This window comes from Mucilaginibacter gilvus (genome assembly GCF_004054195.1).
In the GTDB taxonomy this organism is placed as follows: Bacteria; Bacteroidota; Bacteroidia; order Sphingobacteriales; family Sphingobacteriaceae; genus Mucilaginibacter; species Mucilaginibacter gilvus.
In genome coordinates, this window is the sequence record NZ_SBIW01000006.1 from 108,568 (window position 1) to 127,124 (window position 18,557).

The window sequence follows — 18,557 nt, forward strand, 5'->3', positions numbered from 1 at the left end:
TAAAAATCCATACCTACGGACTGTTATCCCCTACTTGTATTTAATAGCACAACAACGTTTAAAACAATGAAAAAAAAATTAGCACGTACCATTATGATATCAGTATTGCTATCAACAGCAATTTATCATTGTAACGCGCAATCAAAATTCGAAAAGCTAAGTTTTCAGTTAGATAGCGTGATCAAGAAAAATGGTATTCCGGGCATGGCCGTTGTATTAGTCAATCAAAAAAATACCATTTACAGCGGAGCCTGGGGGTATGCTAATACCAACACCAAACAACCTTACACCACTAATACCATCCAGAATATTGGGTCGGTGAGTAAAAGCTTTATTGCCCTGGCTATTATGAAGGCGGTTGAACTGAAATATTTCACCCTCGATACCGATATTAATGAGGTGCTGCCCTTTAAGGTGGTAAATCCACAGCATCCGCTGGATAAGATCACAATAAGGCAATTGACCACCCACACCTCGGGAATATTAGATAATCCGGCTATTTATCCAAATACGTACCGGTTTAACGGTGATACCATTGGTACAGATCCCCGGGTGCTGCAGGCATTACGATCTTTGGGATACAACTCGATGGTGAAAGATTCATCAATGAAAGGCTTCTTTTACAATTACCTGTCAGATAAAGGCAAATATTATAGCAAGGAAAACTTCGATGCGGACGGTGCCGGCAGCAACTACAATTACAGCAATCTCGGCTCTGCCCTGGCCGCTTATCTTATCGAAATCAGGTCGGGAATGAGCTATGCTACTTTTGCTGATCGTTATATCCTCAGCCCGCTTAAAATGAATAATTCGGGCTGGTATCTGACTGCTGTTAACAAAAAGCTACACGCCCAACTTTATTACAACGGGTTAAACGTGCCGCTGTATTCCCTGCTTACCTATCCGGATGGGGGCTTAAGGACATCCGCAAATGATCTAAGCAAGTATTTGATGGCTATGACAAGGGGTTACAAGGGCCAGTCGAACCTGTTGAGGCCCGATTTACTAAAACAGATCTTTACAAAGCAGTTTGATACAGCCCATGCACCGGGTAAAATAAATATGGCTAACCGTAACAAAGGGCTTTTTTGGAACCTGTTCAGCGATGGCACAATTGGGATAGATGGCGACGATCCGGGCGTTAGCACTTATGTGTTTTTTAACCCTGCAACCGGCTTGGGTGGCCTGTTTATCTGCAATACTTTTCTATCCGATAAACAACCCATAATTAACTTATTGACAAAGGCGGTGGCAACCAATAATTAATCCGTAAGGCGGGGCAAGTCATCACGTAAGAACAATCCTTCTAAAATATACTCACCGGTAGCACCAGTTCTATCCTGTTCTTGCCGTTACCGCCAAACAGGTCATCATCCAGCAGGTAACTGTACCTGATGCCGAACGATACCGAACCCTGGTTAAAAAGCTTCCCATCAAAAAACAGGGCTGCCCCTGCCGAACGGAAATCAGCTTTAAAAGGCCTGCCGTTCAACAGAAAGCTGCCGTCGGTAGCGTGGGTTTGATCGTAAAACAGGTAGCCGCGTACAAGGAGCAAGTAGGCCAGGTTACCAAAGCCTGCATCCGGGTAGGCTATCGGGAAATGATAGCTGGCACCAAACTTTTGCATCTTATCCAAACTCTCGGCGGTGTAACCTTTAGAGAAAGGGAAATCATTAGAGAACCCAATGCTGTTGTTTGCCCCTTTTTGCTGGTAGGCACCACTGATAACGAGGCTATGGTTTACAGAGAGGCCCGGGAAATAAAAGGAACCCGTACCCAAAAACTGGGTGGCGCTTAGCCCCGCAATAGCGGTTTTGTAGTTCAGACTGATGCTTTGTGCCAGGCGCGGGTTTATTTGCTGTTTGGCCTGTTGGATCTCGTTACTGAAACTGATATAGTTGTTCAAATAGGTATAATGCCTGTCGGCAAATTGGCTGCGGAACGCTTCCTGGAAACGGCGCTGGCTGTAATACACATCGCTCCCGGCAGATAAAAACGTGGCCGTTTTACAGGCAGTAAAGTTCAATGGCACTTCCAAACCTGCGTGCAGGTCGGTTTCATTAAAGTAAACGCTGTTGCCTTTAGAAAAGCCCTTACGGTCAAAAGTGTAGTTTGCACCTGCTGAGATATAAGGAAAGAGCGCACCGTAGATGCCGGTATAACCGATACGCTTGTACCCTTCATCCCGGTTGTAGTTAAACGAAAGGCGCGACTGGAAGGTGTTCAACACATTCTCTCCCGCGAGTTCCAGGGAGTAATTTGGGTCGTTAAGATTGGGGAAGATGCTGTGGAAATTGAACAGGCCGTGCGCTTTGCTGTAGTTGGTGATGGGGAGCGGCGTATTCGGGACGGAAGATAGAAGGTTGGCGGCGGAATCTTGGCCTAACTTGGTGATGCCCATATTGGACATGGGTTCTGCCTCGTATAGCTGCGTTTCGTTAAGATCATTTTCTGATAGGGTTCCCTCACGAATATAATAGCCGTAGGGCGTAAAGCCAACCCATGCCATCTTAGAATTGGTTACAGCTGGTTGATAAGCTCCTATCTCCGGGCTCATATTTTCTTCACTTGTATCCTTCAAGAACACCTTTCCTGTTTTTAGCGAAAGGACAAATAATTTATCGTAGGCACCCGTGGTTTTGCTGAATATAATTCTGCCGCCGCCCACTGCAATAAAACCTATCGGCTCAAAACTAAACGGGGTAAAATAGTTGGCTGCCCCGGTTTTAGTATCTACCGAAGCCAGCGCCATCTCCCCTTTGCCATTCCTTACGGCGGCAATTATTTTATCATCAGCATAAAATTTGGGGTAGGTATAAAACAGTTTATCAGGATTAGGTATCGCGATAAGCAGCTTTCCCGTTAAAGCATCTAATAAATGCAGCGCGCTGTTTCCGGATGGTTCTACATCAACTGCCACAATGGTTTTGCTATCATTGCTAAAGGCCGGCGAAAAATATTTGGTTTTACGTGTAATGCGGCGCTCCTTCCCTGTTTTAATGTCCAATACTACCAATTCGTTGTAGTTACGATAGCCCCATCGCACGTCGGGGCGGTACGCGGCATAAACCACCTTGCCATCGTGGTAAGTAAAATAATTGTCGGTATTAATATCCTGAACGGCTACGGCACGCTCCTTACCCTTGCTGCGTATCACAAACTTCGGAATATGGTTATAAGTGGTTTTTAAATAAATAAGAGTACTATCATTCACATAGGCCGGATATTCTTCGTGGGCGACAAAATGGGCCGGTGGCTGATCATCTATCATATTATCATTGGCAAACTGCTTTTTGAAATGAGCAAATGCATTTTCCCTAAAGATTTTATAATTCAGGCCCGAATACTTTTTGATAGCATTTTGAAACGGATAAAAGCCGGTTTTGAACGCGGCAGCATCATGCGTAACTTTCTCCCAAAAATCATTACCGTATTTTTCTCGTCCATACGCCACCATCATATAACCAAGGGGGTAATGATCGGGGATGTAGTCAACATACGAGCCGTTTCGCAGCTTCATCCAGCTATAGCTTTTATAGGTTGCCCACAGCGCACGAAAACCATTATAGAAATAAGGAAGCCGCCCCCTGCCCTGATGGCTCACCAGGGTTTCGTTGTAAACCGCATCTCCCTCGAAGAACCAGTTGGGAATAGACAAATCGTTGCCCAGCGCCTGCCCACCTTCGCCAAAAACTACGCGAAGCGCATGAGAAAGCCCTACGTTAAAATTATTGTACTGTTGCACATGCCTGAACTCGTGGATGGCCAGTTGCCCCGGCCAGTACAGGCTGCCAATTTCGAAACTATTTTGCGATGGCGTTAAATAAAATTCACTGCGAAAAGGTGCCAAACCTACATAGGCGTTGGATATGGTGGTTTGGTTTTGCAGCACAATGCTCACCTGCTTTTGTTTAAAACCAATAGTGTGCTTTATTTGCGGGTTAATGTACTGGATAATGTTTGCCACCCGCATCGCTGCCGAATCCATCCCTTCGGGGAAGATCACCTTGCTTGCCGGAGTGTTTACCTGTTTCCATTTAATAGATGGCGGGTTGCCGCCAAACTGCTGGGCCTTTGTTAAAGTGGCAGTCGTAAGCAGCAGTAGCAGGGTTTGGCAGAAACGGTTTATCATTAGGGTGAAAGTAGGAAAAATTGTTAGCTGTCTGAGCTCGAATTTTTCGAATTAACGAATTCACAGAATGTTTAGCTTAAACAATAAGACTTATCAATTCGAAAAATTCTCTAATTCAATAAAATTCGGGTTCAGACAATCAAAATCCGAAATCGAACATCGCAAATCCGAAATCCACATGACATTTCCTCCCCTAAAACTAAGTACATTTGCCCTTTGTTATTGATACATCATGGCTAAAGTTTCTATCAACCTGGCAACGGGCTCTATCCAAAAAGAAGATATTATTGTAGGGATCGACCTTGGCACCACCAATTCGCTGGTGGCCTTTATCGACCCTGATAAAAACCCAAAAGTAATTAACGATACCGGCAAAGGTGTGTTGGTACCCTCTATAGTGCATTTTGGCGCAACCGGGGATATCAAGGTAGGCAACGAAGCCAAAGGTTTTTTAATAACCGATCCGCAGAACACCGTGTTTTCGGTAAAGCGCCTTTTGGGCCGCTCTTATGCCGATGTAAAAAATTACCAGAACTTTTTCTCGTATAAGATCATTGATGATAATACCGAAAGCCTGGTAAAAATAAAGGTGGGCGATAAATTCTACACACCTATAGAACTCTCGGGCCTAATCCTGAAAGAACTAAAAGAACGTGCCGAACATGCCCTTAAAACGCGGGTGAATCGCGCCGTGATCACCGTACCTGCTTACTTTAACGATTCGCAGCGCCAGGCAACACGTGATGCCGGTAAACTGGCCGGACTGGACGTTCTGCGCATTGTGAACGAACCAACAGCCGCCAGCCTGGCCTATGGCATTGGCCTGAACCCCGAAGAAACCAAAACCGTTGCCGTGTACGACCTGGGCGGCGGTACTTTTGATGTATCCATCCTGCAGATCCAGAACGGCATCTTCGAGGTATTATCTACCAACGGCGATACCTTTTTAGGCGGCGACGATTTCGACCGTGCCATTGCCGATTACTGGATCGAGAAGAATAACATAAACAAAACCGAACTGGCCGAGAATCGCGAGCTTACCCAACAGCTGCGCCTGAAAGCTGAGGAAGCCAAAAAAGCATTCGCGCATCAGAGCATCTTCAACGAGAAGATAGGTGACATCTGGTGCACCATCGACCGCAATACTTTTAACGACCTGATCCTGCCCAAAGTGCAGCAAACCATCACCGCTTGTCAAAACGCATTGAAGGATGCCAAGCTAACCATTGCTGATATTGATGAAGTAATTATGGTTGGCGGCAGTACCCGCACCGCATTGGTGAAGAAAATGGTGGCGGAATTTTTCGGTCGCCCCGTGCATGATGATGTAAACCCGGACGAAGTGGTTGCCCTTGGCGCCGCCATTCAGGCCGATGTTTTGGCTGGGAACCGCAGCGATATTTTACTGCTGGATGTTACGCCGCTTTCCTTAGGTATAGAAACCATGGGCGGGCTGATGGATACCATTATTCCCCGCAATTCCAAGATCCCAACCAAGGCCGGCAGACAATATACCACCAGCAAAGACGGGCAGGTGAACATGAAGATAGCCGTTTACCAGGGCGAACGCGACCTTATTAAAGAGAACCGCAAACTGGCCGAGTTTGAACTGAAAGGCATCCCCGCCATGCCGGCAGGTTTCCCGAAGATAGATATCAATTTTATATTGAATGCCGATGGGATTCTAAAGATCCAGGCTATTGAACTGCGCAGCGGCGTAAAACAGGAAGTGGAAGTAAAACCCGCTTACGGTATTAACGACGAGCTGGTAGAGAAAATGCTTATGGACAGCATCACCAACGCTAAAGAAGACGTTGCCGCCCGCATGCTGATAGAAGCTAAAACCGAAGGCGAGCAAATGGTGTACACCGTAGACCGTTTTCTGGAGAAACACAGTGCGCACCTTACCGCAAAGGAGATCAGCGATACTCACGAGCACCTTACTTCGCTAAAAGCTGCTTTAGCCTCTGGCGATAAAGACCTTATCCACAGCAAAATTGATGAAACCAATAACTTTACCCGCGACTTTGCCGAACGTGTAATGGATGAAGCTATAAGCGTTGCCATGAAGGGCAAGAGCTTAGAGTAAAAGGAACCGGGATTTAACAGATTGATGCGATTTTTTGGATTTGCTTTTCCGCTGCCGCGAGATTAGCGCAGCGTATCTCGTGGTATGCACAAGGTAAGCATTCTGCTTACGTCGGCTGAAAGCTGACCCATGTGTGCCGCGGGTTTTCAACCCGCGGCAGCCTTTAAAAAAATACCACATTTTGTTTAAAACCCATCAGCATAAAAACCGTTATTTGTAGCAACCAAATAACACTGCACTTGAAAAACATCTTCCGCGTTCTGCTCGTCACGTTTATCGCATCCATCAGTACTGCATCCGCTCAAACTACACTAAAAGATACTACACTAAAAGCCACCCTCGATACCGCCAAATACGATTCATTAATGAAGCGGATGGCAAATGGTGATAAGCGCTGGCCGGTTAAGAACGCGCCGCTTCCACTGCCCGGCGCTCTATTGCCCTTTAAACGCATTGTAGCTTACTACGGCAATATGTACTCTAAAAATATGGGCGCGCTGGGCCAGTACGAACCGGTAGAAATGCGCCGCAGATTAATGGCCGAAGTAAAAGTTTGGCAGGCGGCAGATACCCTCACCCCTGTTGTACCCGCGCTACATTATATATGTGTAACCGCCCAGGCGGATGCCGGCCGCAATGGCTTGCATAACCTGCGGATGCCCTTTAGCCAGATAGATAAGGCAATAGAAATGGCCAAACCCATCAACGCGCTGGTGTTTTTAGATATCCAGGTAGGTTTCAGCAATGTACAAACCGAGTTGCCCCTGCTGGAAAAATACCTCAAAATGCCCAACGTACACTTTGGCATCGACCCTGAATTTTCGATGAAGGAAGGTAGCGTACCCGGCAAGCGCATCGGTACTTTTGACGCCGCGGATATCAACTTTGTAACCGATTACCTGAGCAAGCTTTGCATCAAATACAACCTGCCGCCGAAGGTTTTTGTAGTACACCGTTTTACCAAACGCATGGTTACCAATTACCAGAATATCAAACTGCGCAACAACGTCCAATTTGTGATGGATATGGACGGCTGGGGCGGTCCCGATTTAAAAAAAGGCACCTACAAATATTTTGTACAAGGCGAACCGGTGCAGTTCACAGGGTTTAAGCTGTTCTACAAAAACGACATAAAACCCGAGCCGCACCGCATGCTTACTCCCCAAGAAGTTTTAAGCCTGAAACCAATGCCGGTTTATATACAGTATCAGTAGTGAGTAGTAACGCGCATTGCTGAAATAGGGTTTGTTTCATTTCTCAGCCTGAAAGAACCATAAATGTATAAAGCCCCGTTGCCGGGGCTTTATACATTTCAAAAAATCCAATTCAGGAGTTGAGGGCTTACAAATTATCAATTATCTCCTGCTCTTTCAAAGCAGCAATATTGTTTTTGTCGCTATAGGTATCGGTTTGGCCTGCAAAATCTTCTAAGATAGAAGCGATTGTGTCCAGGTTATCTGAAACACGCTGGTGCATATCCGGCAGGTCTTTTTCTAACCTTTTATTTCCCAGGTCAAAATTATCCACTTCTATTTTGCCTAATTTGGCAATTATAGCTTGTTGACTATGTTTCAAGTCTTCTAATTCATGGACTATCTTTTCCATCAATTCAAATTTTCTTATCTTATCCATGGTATCTGGTTTTAGTATTTATATAAAGTAAACATCAAAAACATAAAATTGTTTAACATTTGGAAGTTTGGTTTATAACTAATAAATTAGTTATATGAAATACATGCTGCCTGCCATGCTTCTTACCTGCCTCTTTTTCAATGCTTCGGCACAAACTAAAGTGGATGATGCCCTGCTTTTAGATTATTACCAAAACCAGCGTTTTGCCGATGCTTCCGATTACCTAAAAACGGTATATACCGAACCTGTTACCAATTTGAAAGCCCTCTCACAGCTGGCCTATACCTCCAATATGGCGGGCCGCCTCCCCGAGGCGGAAGGCTATTACCAGCGCATCTACGATATCGATTCCACGCGCTCGGGCGTACTCTTCAGTTTAGGCAGCATCAACCTGCGCCGGGGTAATTCCGCCAAGGCAGAGGTTTATTATAAAAGGATAGCCGCTAAGGATACTACCAACTTTGTGGTGTATAAACAACTTGCGCAGATCAGTTTGGATAAGGGCGATATCGGGTCGCAAATTGCTTACCTGCAACGGGCAAATAAAATAAACCCGGCAGACGCAGACATATCATCAGACCTGGCTAACCGCTACATCGAGATTAAATTATTGCCACAGGCCGAAAACGTATTAAACAAAGCCACAACCGCCGACCCTGAAAACATTGTTTTGCTGGAAAGCCTGATGAAGCTGGCCTACGCCCAAAAGAAATGGACCGAAACGGTGGATGCCTGCCTTAAGTTGATGAAGAACGGCAACGAATCGAGCATCATACGCACCAAGCTGGGTGTATCGTACTATAACCTGAAGAACTATAACTGTGGTGCCGAAACCTTTGCAGATATACCCGCCCTGGTACAAAACGAATACACCTATTATTATGCCGCCATGTGCTACAAAGCGCTAAAAGACCATAAGCGGGCCATCGCATTCTTAGAAAAAGCAATTAACGACGGCATCTCCACCAGCATAGCATCCTATTATGGCGAAATTGCCGATAGCGACGAGAAGCTCTCCAAATACAAGAAGGCGGTGCTTGCCTACCATAAAGGACTGCAGTTTGAAGAAAGCCCTATGATCTACTACTCGCTGGCCAGTTTGTACGAGGTTAATTTAAAGGATAACAAAACCGCTGCTACGTATTACAAAAAGTACCTGGCCAGCAACCCACCGGCAAGCGAGAAGAATTACATAGCCTATGCGAAGAGTAAGACACGATTAAACGATTGAAAGATTTGACACGATTTCTTTTATCGTAGAGGCGCAATATTTTGCATCTCCTACATACAAATCCCATTTAGTAATGCCTACCGCTGCATTAACCTCGCTACGTACTTGCCAATAATATCAAACTCCAAATTCACTACGCTGCTTTCGCGTACGTTGTGGAGGTTGGTATGCTCGTAAGTGTACGGAATTATAGCTACGGAGAAATAATTGGGACCGGAATTTACTACCGTAAGGCTGATACCATTTACGCATATCGACCCTTTCTCTACCGTAACATTGCCGGTTGCGGCATCGTACTCAAAAGTGTATTCCCAGCTGCCATCCAGTTCGGTGAATTTGGTGCAGATAGCGGTTTGGTCAACGTGTCCTTGCACTATATGGCCATCCAGCCGGGCGTTCATCTGCATACAACGTTCCAGGTTTACGGGTTCGCCCACTTTTAGGTGGCAAATGCTTGTTTTGTTCAGCGTTTCCTCAATTGCGGTAACGGTATGTGTGGTATCGGTAAGTCCAACAATGGTAAGGCAAACGCCGTTATGCGCTACCGACTGATCTATCTTCAATTCGTTGGTAATGGCCGATTCGACAGTGATATGCAGGTTCCCCTGCTCGCTGCGCAGGTCGCTTATCTTGCCTAAAGTTTCTATAATTCCTGTAAACATATAGTAATGCTGATGCGCTTTATTATTATTTAATCGAAAAGCGCACAAAGATATTCATGGCAAAGCATAAAGAAGATATCTGAATGTCAAATTTAGCTATGGCCGCACGTCAGGGTTATTTAAAGCAACTTACCAGCTCCACACGCTTATTCCGCAGATCTTTACCACCCTCCATTACCGATTTTAGGTTGGCGAGGTAAAACGTCCAGCCTATCTGGCACTGCACCAATAGGTTTTTCTCGGGGTCGCTTTCTTGCGGGATGTTTTCCTGTACCAAATCGATGATAGTTAAGCCGTTGCGGGTACTAAAAGAAACAGTTACCGTGCTGCCACCGGTAAAGGTGAATTTAATCAGGTCCAGCCCGTTAGCCTCCAATACCTGCCCTTTTTCCACCACGGTATTATCGTAACCGTGCCAGTGCCATTCGTAGGTATCTTCCTTCGATATTTGCTCATCACATGTACGCAGCCGCTGAGGCACCGTAAAAAAGTCAGCTTTACGCAGAAACCATTTTTCCAGTCCGCCGGGTGTTGCCCAGGCGAGGTAAAGGCTGCGCATATCCACGTTATAATCGCCGTAAAGCTTAAATTTTTTCCACCTGATGTCTTCCATAACGGGTTTAATTAGCCAGATAAAACTAACGATAATACTTTGTGTTTTATTAATTTGCCCTAAAATCGTTTACAGATGCCAAAACAAAGCGCGGGAATATTAGCCTACCGAAATACCGGTAACGTACTGCAGGTTTTCCTCGTTCATCCGGGCGGGCCGTTCTGGAAAAACAAGGATCTGGGTGCATGGAGCATCCCCAAAGGTGAGTACGACGAGGAAGATTCACTGGCAGCGGCTAAACGCGAATTTGAAGAAGAAACCGGACAAACCATCTCCGGCGATTTTTCGCCCCTTGCTCCCATCAAATACAAAAACGGCAAAGTGGTACATGCCTGGGCGGTTTCGGCCGAGATAGATCATACCAACGTCAAGAGTAATTACTTTGAGATGGAGTGGCCACCACGATCTGGCAAAACGGCCAGCTTTGAGGAAGTGGACCGTGCCGATTGGTTTGACATAGCAACCGCCAAACAGAAAATAGTGCCGGCGCAGGTGCCGCTGATAGAAGAGTTGGCGGCAATGCAAGGCCAATAGCGGAATCCGTTTAGACGCTCGACGCAGGGTGCGCCTACTACCTCGCTCGCATTTCCGCTTAAATCACCCTACGTTTTGGTTTTGAACTACGGCGCAAATCCCTTTTGCAGATACCGCGTAAAATGTTAGTTTTGGGTAGCAATTCTCCTCACCAATATTTATCAAAATGCCCATTACAACCACCGTTATCACCGGCGCCACATCCGGCATAGGAAAAGAGACCGCGCTGGCACTCGCAAAAAAAGACCACGCGCTTTACTTACTGGTGCGCGATATGGATAAAGGCGAACTGGTGAAACAGGAATTGATAAGCGCGACAAAAAACAACAATATCTACACCGTATTTTGCGACCTCGCTGATATGGAAAGCGTACACAACGCCGCCCAAATACTTAAAACCAGCCTTTTTAGCATCAATGTACTCATTAACAATGCCGGCGGGGTATTTAACAACCATCAACTTACTAACAACGGCTTTGAGATGACCTTCGCTGTAAACCATCTGGGGCATTTTTTGCTGACCAATTTACTGCTCCCGCTGCTGGAGCGCGGCCAGGCCCGCGTTATTAATGTAAGCAGCGATGCGCACCGCATGGCCAAACCGCAATTTAAAGACCTGCAATGGGCGCATACCCCTTACTCCCCGCTTAAAGCTTACGCCGTAGCCAAACTCTTTAATATCTACTTCACTCGTTCGCTGGAAGTAAAGTTTGGACCAAAAGGAATCACTTCATTTGCGCTGCACCCGGGATTAGTCAACTCTAATTTTGGGGAAGGCCTTAGCGGCACAGGCAAAACTTTATTATGGCTGGCGCGCCCTTTTATGATAACGCCCGAACAAGGTGCTTTAACCAGCATTTACCTGGCAACCGCCAGCCGTATAGATTCAAAGAGCGGTAAATACTTTAAAAACATGAAGGTTACCGCCCCATCGGCAAGAGCAATTAACGAAGAGGGGCGCAATAACTTATGGAATAAGAGCATGGAGTTGGTAGCGCCATTCCTTTAAACCCATGTTAATGATGTTTAAACATTGTTAAAATGACATTTCTGTAACATTTCTGTTTGCATGCTAACATTTATTGTTTTTTTAAGTTAGATTAGTGCTATTAAACCAGACCCCAAACAGATGACAATTAACAGAAAACTATTTGCAACCGTAGCCTTGCTATCCGTAGTAGCTTTTATGGCTATGTCGCCCGCTCCGAAACCAGAAGAGGAGCATAAATTCCAAAACCTTAAAGTACTCCCCAAGAACATTACCGAAAAAAAATTGCACGAGGTAATGGACGAGTGGAACGCATCGTTAGGTGTACGCTGTAACTTTTGCCATGTTCGTAACGAGGCGATCAGCAAAATGGATTTTCCGAATGACAGCAAGCCAGAAAAGAATATGGCACGCCACATGTATAAAATGATGAACGGCATCAACAAAAAATACTTTGAGGCAAAAAAAGATAGTTTGGGTATGATGATGAAAACAGGCATAAATTGCTATAGTTGCCATCGCGGTGTTTCTCACCCGGAAGTAGTTGCCCCACCTGCTCCGCAACGCCGTGGCCCGGGTGGCCCGCCTCCAGGTCCTGGTGGTCCTCCTCCGGGTGGCCAGGGTACTACGCCTCCTGCCCCTCCTCAGAAATAAGATAATTTAGATAATGTAATGCATAAAGCTGCCCAAAAAACGGACAGCTTTTTTTTTGGTTTCTATTTAAATGGCCCACAAGTCGTTAACATTTTTTAGTTTTATAATTCTAACTATTTTAAATGAAAAAGCCGATTTCATCCTCCCGAAATTCACGCAGAAAATTCATCCAAAGCACATTAACATTGGCAGGCGGAATCGCCTTTACCTCTTTCACGCCAATCAAAAACTACCCCTTCAGTGGGCCGGGGGGCATGACAGTTCAACAAGTTATAGACCTGATATTAAAAGAAGGTAACCTTAGCCCTATCCCCGGCACGGTGGATACCCTAAAAAGCGGCAGTGGCGATATGGTGGTTACCGGTATTGTTACCACCATGTTTGCAACCATCATCGTAATTGAAGAAGCGGCAAAGCTGGGTGCCAACTTCATTATTGCGCACGAGCCTACCTTTTATAACCATACCGATAACCCGGAGTGGGTTAAAAACAATTCGGTAGTAAAACAGAAGCAGGCCCTGCTGGCAAAATACAAGATCACCGTTTGGCGCTTTCACGATTATATCCACTCCATAAAACCCGACCTGGTAGCTTATGGTACCACCAAAAAGCTGGGCTGGTTACAGTACTTTAAAACCGGCAAATATGATGTTACCGTGCCGGCCATGAGTTTGCAGGCATTAATAACGCATTTAAAAACCTCGCTGGGAATCAAACACTTGCGTTACATTGGCGACCTTAACCAGCGAGTTGCACATATAGCCCTGTTACCTGGCGCTCCCGGCGGCCAGCGGCAGGTTACTTTTGCCGAAACCGAAAAACCGGATGTGATAGTAGCCGGCGAACTCTCCGAATGGGAAACCGCCGAATACATGCGCGACCAAAAACTCCTGGGCGGCAAAATGGCTTTGGTACTCATTGGTCATAATTTTAGCGAAGACCCCGGCATGTGGTACCTCGTAGAATGGCTGCAGCCAAAACTACCGGGTATGAAGATAACCCATATAGCATCGGGGGAGGCTTTTGAATGGATGTAATAAAAAAAAACATTTCGAAGGAAGCGCAGCGACGAGAACTACCTCTTGACCGAAGGGAAAAAATCTTGAACGCTGTGCTTTAACGCTAATGCAAGGTCGCATAAGTAAAGTCCGGATGCGTGGCGTACAACATTTCTCTTTCGCGCCTTCGCACAGCCTTTCCCCTGCTCTATCGAAATGACGGCGGGTTTTTATAGCGGAGTTTAGCAGTGTCTATAAATTTTGCGCTATTACAAAGCCGCTTGCCCAGGCCCATTGGAAATTGTAGCCGCCCAGCCAGCCCGTAACGTCCACGCACTCGCCACCGAAGAATAGGCCGGGTATTTTTTTACTTTCGAGGGTTTTAGAGGATAGCTCGTTGGTATCTACGCCACCGGTCATTACTTCGGCCTTATCGTAGCCTTTGGTACCCGCTGGTTTTACTTTAAACTCGTGGATCAGTATGCTGATGTCTTCCAGTTCGGTTTTGGTGAGGGAGGCCAGGTTTTTTTCTGCCGGTACATAATCGCTCAGCGCATCTGCAAACTTGCGGGTAAACAAGCCGCTGAGGTAGGCCAGCAGCATTTTCTTGCCGTTTTGCTCCCGTTCGGCCAGTATCATTTCTACGATATCTTTTCCGGGCAGCAGGTCGATGTAAATAGATTCACCCGGTTTCCAGTATGAGGAAATTTGAAGGATGGCCGGGCCACTTAATCCCCAATGGGTGAACAGGATGTTTTCTTCAAAGCTTACCCTATCGTTCCATACCCTGCAAAACACACTGTTACCGCTGAGTTTTTCGTACCATGGCTGATCCTTACCCGTAATGGTCAGCGGAACCAGCGCGGGCGTGGTTTCGGTAACCAGCATCCCGAATTTTCGTGCCGTGCGCATCCCAAAATCCGTAGCACCCATCTTGGGTATCGGCAATCCACCAGAAGCTATCACCACTTTAGGCGTGGATAATGTTTGTTGCTTGCCATGGCGCTCTAAACTAACGGTAAAGCCATCAGCGGTTTGCTCCACAGCCGTAACCTCAGCATCGCACCATATCTCCTGCGCCAGATCATCACATAACAAGGTAAAAACATTCACCACATCTTTAGCCTTATCGCTCACCGGGAACAGTTGCCCGAGGGTTTTCTCCTTGCCTTCTATCCCGTAGGTCTCAAAAAAAGTAACGGTATCATCCACCGTCCATTGCGCTAATGACGAGCGGCTGAAATGTTCGTTCTGCGAGATGAATTGCTTGTGCGTGGCATACAGGTTGGTGTAGTTGCATCTGCCGCCGCCGCTGATAAGTATTTTTGCGCCAACCTTATCGTTCTTCTCCAGTACCAATGTGCGTTTGCCTAAAAAGCCGGCTTGTACCGCGCACATGAGTCCGCAGGCACCGCCGCCGATAATTATAGCATCAAATTGGGTTTGTTTTGTTAAATTTGCTGTCATGGATGATGTTTCGCAAATATCAGAATTTGGAAAGATACTTATCTTTTTAATTACAGGCATTGTAATGATACTAATGCTGTTTGGCGTAAACCGCCTGATTGCGCCACGAAACCCTAATACAGAGAAACTTAGCACTTACGAATGCGGCGAAGAGCCTACCGGCAATGCCTGGCTGCCCTTCAATTCCCGTTTTTATGTGATCGCTCTGGTGTTCCTGTTGTTTGATGTGGAGATGGTTTTTGTATTCCCCTGGGCCACGGTTTTCGGAAACAAAAGCATTATCGCATTAGACCCGCGCTGGGGCTGGGTATCGCTTACCGAAATGTTCGTCTTTTTAGGCATCCTTATTTTAGGCCTTGCCTATGTTTGGGTAAAAGGCGATCTCGACTGGATAAAACCCAACCCAACCGTCCCCGATTCGGGCACCAACATCCCGCAATCGCTGTATGATAAGATCAACCTGGAGCAAAGCGCATTCAAGGTAAAAGAGTTTAGCGCAGAAGCTGCGGCAACCCTACAATCAACTGCCACCGCCACTCCTACTTCTGCTACTCCTCCAAAGTTTAAACCAAGTTTTAAAAAGCCAGCAAATGACGCCTGACCTCACTAACGAAAGCGGCGGCGTAGTGGTCACCAAAATGAACGATCTGCTTAACTGGGCGCGCCTGTCCTCCTTATGGCCGCTGAGTTTTGGTATTGCCTGCTGCGCCATAGAAATGATGGGTGCCATGGCCGCTACTTATGATCTCGACCGTTTTGGTGTGTTCCCCCGTCCATCTTCCCGCCAGGCAGATGTTATCATTATTGCCGGCACCGTTACCTTTAAAATGGCCGAACGCATCAAACGCCTTTACGAGCAAATGCCCGATCCAAAATATGTGATCAGCATGGGATCTTGCTCTAACTGCGGCGGCCCTTACTGGCAGCACGGTTACCATGTGGTAAAGGGCGTTGACCGGGTGATCCCTGTTGATGTTTACGTACAAGGCTGCCCACCCCGCCCCGAAGCACTTATCGGCGCTATTCTGGAACTGCAAAAGAAAATTGAGCAGGAGAGTTTAGTAGGGTAAAAAGTCATCTGATAATTTATGGAGGTGCCTTTGGCCCGGGTTTTCTGCTCATACGTGCACAGGGCATTAAGCGCAGGCCGGTATAGCGCCAATCCCTACCGCAGGTTTTTCTGGTTACGTTCTGTTGTGCCTTGTTAGGCGCGGGTAATAAGTTATGCCAGACCTGTGGATGTTACTTTCTTTTTTTCCGCTAAAAAGTAAGTAACCAACGAAAAAACTCTCGGCTGCGTCCTGTTCTATGAAAGGGTTGTGCTTTAGCAATATCTGGGGTTGCCGAACAGGCCAAGGCCGATTTAGGAGGGGCTTCGTTAGGTCCGTTTATTTTGTTGATTTAGATTGATTTTTGGTGGAAGAATTAGAACTTGAGTTTGAAGAACCTATCGAAGACCTAAAAAAACCGGCATCAGGAACGTTTGGGTGGCACAGGCCCTGAATACTCACTAACTTTCATAAAACGTAACGTGGCCGGCACTTTTCTTTGGTTCGTTTCCTTTGGTGCCAAAAGAAATGAACATCCACAGGCTCAACATAACTTACTACATACTCCTAACGAAGCACCGTAGTCCACAGGCCCGACTTCACTTACCACACACTGCGAACACCTGCCGAAAACTATTCAGTTTTCCCACCCCAAATTTCCTTGTTTCAAATAATCCGTTACATTTGTTACCTATGCAAAAAATACTGGTAGCAAACCGTGGCGAAATTGCCTTGCGGGTAATGCGTTCCGCGCGCGAGATGGGTATAAAAACTGTTGCCGTTTATTCGGCTGCCGACCGCGACGCCCTGCACGTACGCTATGCCGACGAGGCGGTGTTCATTGGCGAGGCACCATCCAACCAAAGTTACCTGGTAGGCGATAAAATAATTGACGCTTGTAAGCAAACCGGTGCCGAAGGCATCCACCCGGGATACGGATTTTTAAGCGAGAACGCCAACTTTGCCCGCCAGGTGCGCGAGGCGGGACTGATATTAATCGGCCCCTCGCCCGAGGCTATGGAAGTAATGGGCAACAAGCTCTCGGCCAAAGCCGCTGCATTAAAATACAACATCCCTATGGTGCCCGGTACCGAAGAGGCTATAACCGATATTGCCGAAGCCAAACTTCGTGCGGTGGAAGTGGGTTTCCCCATACTGATAAAAGCAGCCGCTGGCGGCGGTGGCAAGGGTATGCGCATAGTAGAAAGCCCCGAAGATTTTGTAGAACAAATGGACCTCGCCGTATCCGAAGCTACCTCAGCATTTGGTGATGGCTCGGTATTTATAGAACGCTACGTTTCTTCGCCAAGGCATATCGAGATCCAGGTTTTGGGTGATACGCATGGCAATATCGTGCACCTTTTCGAGCGGGATTGCTCGGTACAACGCCGCCACCAAAAGGTGGTGGAAGAAGCGCCATCATCCGTTCTAACGCCCGAAATTCGCGAAGCAATGGGTAAATGCGCGGTAGATGTGGCGCGGTCGGTAAATTATACCGGCGCTGGTACGGTGGAGTTTATTATGGATGAGCAGCTCAATTTCTACTTTTTGGAGATGAACACCCGCCTGCAGGTGGAGCATCCGGTAACGGAACTTATCACCGGTATCGACCTCGTAAAAGAACAGATCCGCATTGCCCGTGGCGAAGCCATCAGCTTTAAACAGGAAGACCTGAAAATAAACGGCCACGCCATGGAACTGCGCGTGTATGCCGAAGACCCGGCCAACAACTTCCTGCCGGACATCGGCACGCTGCAAACCTATGTTACCCCAAAAGGCCCCGGCGTACGCGTGGACGACGGCTTTGAACAAGGCATGGAGATCCCCATTTATTACGATCCGATGATAGCCAAGCTCATCACCTTTGGCAAGGACCGCACGGAGGCCATAGAACGCATGATCCGTGCTATAGACGAATATACCATCACCGGCATCACTACTACCCTGCCTTTTGGCAAGTTTGTAATGCAGCATGAGGCCTTTACCTCCGGGCAGTTTGATACCCATTTTGTAAAGAATTACTTCACACCCGAGTCCCTGGATACCGGCACCGAAGAAGAAGCCATGATAGCCGCACTGGTAATGGAACGATTACTGGGCACAACAAAAATTTCATTGGCGGAAAGCCCTGCTACAGGTGTTTCTAATTGGGTAAAAAACAGGTCGTAGAGATACGACTTCGCGCCTCCTTTTAGGCGGGGATCAACCTTGTACAAGCATTAAGTGTTCACGCTCACACTGTGAACACCGTGAACGCCGTGAACATTAATAAAAGACTCATAATCAGAAGTTTAAAAATCACAGGTTGGTGTCAATATTGTGTCACCACTAATATTATTGCTGTTAACTATTTTCGCGGGTAAAAAACACGAAAGCCTAAAAGAATATATGAGCTCACCATGTGTTCTTTATATGTTGGCAAACCGGCTTTGATACAGCCGCTACATCAAAAATCACTCGCCTTGCATATATAAATCGGTTAATCCCTTAAATCGTGTTAAATCCTGT

Annotated in this window: 16 protein-coding genes; 11 read left to right on the forward strand and 5 right to left on the reverse strand. The window is 46.6% G+C overall.

The genetic code is table 11. The annotated features are described in order from the left end of the window. Positions 1-66: 66 nt before the first annotated feature. The gene (locus tag EPL05_RS12580) at positions 67-1,266 is read left to right on the forward strand and encodes a serine hydrolase domain-containing protein (protein WP_128534323.1); all 1,200 of its coding nucleotides are present in this window, start codon (positions 67-69) and stop codon (positions 1,264-1,266) included. Positions 1,267-1,306: 40 nt separating this feature from the next. Here the strand turns inward: EPL05_RS12580 and EPL05_RS12585 are convergent, their stop codons facing one another. Continuing rightward, complete coding sequence (locus EPL05_RS12585; RefSeq protein WP_128534324.1) at positions 1,307-4,132, reverse strand: TolB family protein; 2,826 nt, start codon at positions 4,130-4,132, stop codon at positions 1,307-1,309. 232 nt (positions 4,133-4,364) lie between these two features. Between EPL05_RS12585 and hscA the strand changes: the two genes are divergently transcribed. After that, entirely contained in the window at positions 4,365-6,221 is a 1,857-nt protein-coding gene (gene hscA / locus EPL05_RS12590; protein ID WP_128534325.1) for a Fe-S protein assembly chaperone HscA, read from the forward strand. Between the two features lie 239 nt (positions 6,222-6,460). Beyond that, complete coding sequence (locus EPL05_RS12595) at positions 6,461-7,435, forward strand: hypothetical protein (protein ID WP_243837286.1); 975 nt, start codon at positions 6,461-6,463, stop codon at positions 7,433-7,435. 127 nt (positions 7,436-7,562) lie between these two features. On the opposite strand, the gene EPL05_RS12600 is transcribed toward EPL05_RS12595, so the two are convergent. Continuing rightward, positions 7,563-7,853 (reverse strand): hypothetical protein, encoded by a 291-nt coding sequence (locus EPL05_RS12600; RefSeq protein ID WP_128534326.1) that lies wholly within the window; start codon positions 7,851-7,853, stop codon positions 7,563-7,565. Positions 7,854-7,947: 94 nt separating this feature from the next. Between EPL05_RS12600 and EPL05_RS12605 the strand changes: the two genes are divergently transcribed. After that, positions 7,948-9,084, forward strand: a complete 1,137-nt coding sequence (locus tag EPL05_RS12605; RefSeq protein ID WP_128534327.1) for a tetratricopeptide repeat protein — start codon at positions 7,948-7,950, stop codon at positions 9,082-9,084. A gap of 77 nt (positions 9,085-9,161) precedes the next feature. Here the strand turns inward: EPL05_RS12605 and EPL05_RS12610 are convergent, their stop codons facing one another. After that, positions 9,162-9,746: a riboflavin synthase gene (locus tag EPL05_RS12610; RefSeq protein WP_128534328.1), complete on the reverse strand. Its 585-nt coding sequence runs from the start codon at positions 9,744-9,746 to the stop codon at positions 9,162-9,164. A gap of 115 nt (positions 9,747-9,861) precedes the next feature. Continuing rightward, a complete protein-coding gene (locus tag EPL05_RS12615; protein ID WP_128534329.1) occupies positions 9,862-10,359 on the reverse strand; it encodes an SRPBCC family protein in 498 nt (165 codons plus the stop codon). 75 nt (positions 10,360-10,434) lie between these two features. Here EPL05_RS12615 and EPL05_RS12620 point away from each other — a divergent pair, with 75 nt between their 5' ends. The 4 genes from EPL05_RS12620 to EPL05_RS12635 all read left to right on the forward strand — a co-directional run bounded on the left by EPL05_RS12620 (position 10,435) and on the right by EPL05_RS12635 (position 13,572). Next, positions 10,435-10,893, forward strand: a complete 459-nt coding sequence (locus EPL05_RS12620; RefSeq protein ID WP_128534330.1) for an NUDIX domain-containing protein — start codon at positions 10,435-10,437, stop codon at positions 10,891-10,893. A gap of 166 nt (positions 10,894-11,059) precedes the next feature. Further along, the gene (locus EPL05_RS12625; RefSeq protein ID WP_128534331.1) at positions 11,060-11,902 is read left to right on the forward strand and encodes an SDR family NAD(P)-dependent oxidoreductase; all 843 of its coding nucleotides are present in this window, start codon (positions 11,060-11,062) and stop codon (positions 11,900-11,902) included. A gap of 120 nt (positions 11,903-12,022) precedes the next feature. Then, positions 12,023-12,535 carry a c-type cytochrome gene (locus EPL05_RS12630; protein ID WP_128534332.1) on the forward strand — a complete coding sequence of 171 codons (513 nt, stop codon included), beginning with the start codon at positions 12,023-12,025 and terminating at the stop codon, positions 12,533-12,535. Between the two features lie 122 nt (positions 12,536-12,657). Beyond that, positions 12,658-13,572: a Nif3-like dinuclear metal center hexameric protein gene (locus EPL05_RS12635; RefSeq protein ID WP_128534333.1), complete on the forward strand. Its 915-nt coding sequence runs from the start codon at positions 12,658-12,660 to the stop codon at positions 13,570-13,572. Between the two features lie 213 nt (positions 13,573-13,785). Here the strand turns inward: EPL05_RS12635 and EPL05_RS12640 are convergent, their stop codons facing one another. Next, the gene (locus EPL05_RS12640) at positions 13,786-15,000 is read right to left on the reverse strand and encodes a BaiN/RdsA family NAD(P)/FAD-dependent oxidoreductase (RefSeq protein WP_128534334.1); all 1,215 of its coding nucleotides are present in this window, start codon (positions 14,998-15,000) and stop codon (positions 13,786-13,788) included. Here EPL05_RS12640 and EPL05_RS12645 point away from each other — a divergent pair. The 3 genes from EPL05_RS12645 to accC all read left to right on the forward strand — a co-directional run bounded on the left by EPL05_RS12645 (position 14,999) and on the right by accC (position 18,218). Then, a complete protein-coding gene (locus tag EPL05_RS12645; protein ID WP_128534335.1) occupies positions 14,999-15,601 on the forward strand; it encodes an NADH-quinone oxidoreductase subunit A in 603 nt (200 codons plus the stop codon). The genes EPL05_RS12640 and EPL05_RS12645 overlap by 2 nt on opposite strands. After that, complete coding sequence (locus EPL05_RS12650; RefSeq protein ID WP_128534336.1) at positions 15,591-16,070, forward strand: NADH-quinone oxidoreductase subunit B; 480 nt, start codon at positions 15,591-15,593, stop codon at positions 16,068-16,070. The genes EPL05_RS12645 and EPL05_RS12650 overlap by 11 nt, the downstream gene beginning before the upstream one ends. Positions 16,071-16,742: 672 nt before the next feature. Beyond that, positions 16,743-18,218, forward strand: a complete 1,476-nt coding sequence (gene accC, locus EPL05_RS12655; protein WP_128534337.1) for an acetyl-CoA carboxylase biotin carboxylase subunit — start codon at positions 16,743-16,745, stop codon at positions 18,216-18,218. The last annotated feature ends 339 nt before the right edge of the window (positions 18,219-18,557 follow it).

Coding starts and splice junctions, on each gene's coding strand:
- EPL05_RS12580 (WP_128534323.1), top strand. CDS start 67: ATGAAAAAAAAATTAGCACGTACCATTATGATATCAGTATTGCTATCA.
- EPL05_RS12585 (WP_128534324.1), bottom strand. CDS start 4,132: ATGATAAACCGTTTCTGCCAAACCCTGCTACTGCTGCTTACGACTGCC.
- hscA (WP_128534325.1), top strand. CDS start 4,365: ATGGCTAAAGTTTCTATCAACCTGGCAACGGGCTCTATCCAAAAAGAA.
- EPL05_RS12600 (WP_128534326.1), bottom strand. CDS start 7,853: ATGGATAAGATAAGAAAATTTGAATTGATGGAAAAGATAGTCCATGAA.
- EPL05_RS12605 (WP_128534327.1), top strand. CDS start 7,948: ATGAAATACATGCTGCCTGCCATGCTTCTTACCTGCCTCTTTTTCAAT.
- EPL05_RS12610 (WP_128534328.1), bottom strand. CDS start 9,746: ATGTTTACAGGAATTATAGAAACTTTAGGCAAGATAAGCGACCTGCGC.
- EPL05_RS12615 (WP_128534329.1), bottom strand. CDS start 10,359: ATGGAAGACATCAGGTGGAAAAAATTTAAGCTTTACGGCGATTATAAC.
- EPL05_RS12620 (WP_128534330.1), top strand. CDS start 10,435: ATGCCAAAACAAAGCGCGGGAATATTAGCCTACCGAAATACCGGTAAC.
- EPL05_RS12625 (WP_128534331.1), top strand. CDS start 11,060: ATGCCCATTACAACCACCGTTATCACCGGCGCCACATCCGGCATAGGA.
- EPL05_RS12630 (WP_128534332.1), top strand. CDS start 12,023: ATGACAATTAACAGAAAACTATTTGCAACCGTAGCCTTGCTATCCGTA.
- EPL05_RS12635 (WP_128534333.1), top strand. CDS start 12,658: ATGAAAAAGCCGATTTCATCCTCCCGAAATTCACGCAGAAAATTCATC.
- EPL05_RS12645 (WP_128534335.1), top strand. CDS start 14,999: ATGGATGATGTTTCGCAAATATCAGAATTTGGAAAGATACTTATCTTT.
- EPL05_RS12640 (WP_128534334.1), bottom strand. CDS start 15,000: ATGACAGCAAATTTAACAAAACAAACCCAATTTGATGCTATAATTATC.
- EPL05_RS12650 (WP_128534336.1), top strand. CDS start 15,591: ATGACGCCTGACCTCACTAACGAAAGCGGCGGCGTAGTGGTCACCAAA.
- accC (WP_128534337.1), top strand. CDS start 16,743: ATGCAAAAAATACTGGTAGCAAACCGTGGCGAAATTGCCTTGCGGGTA.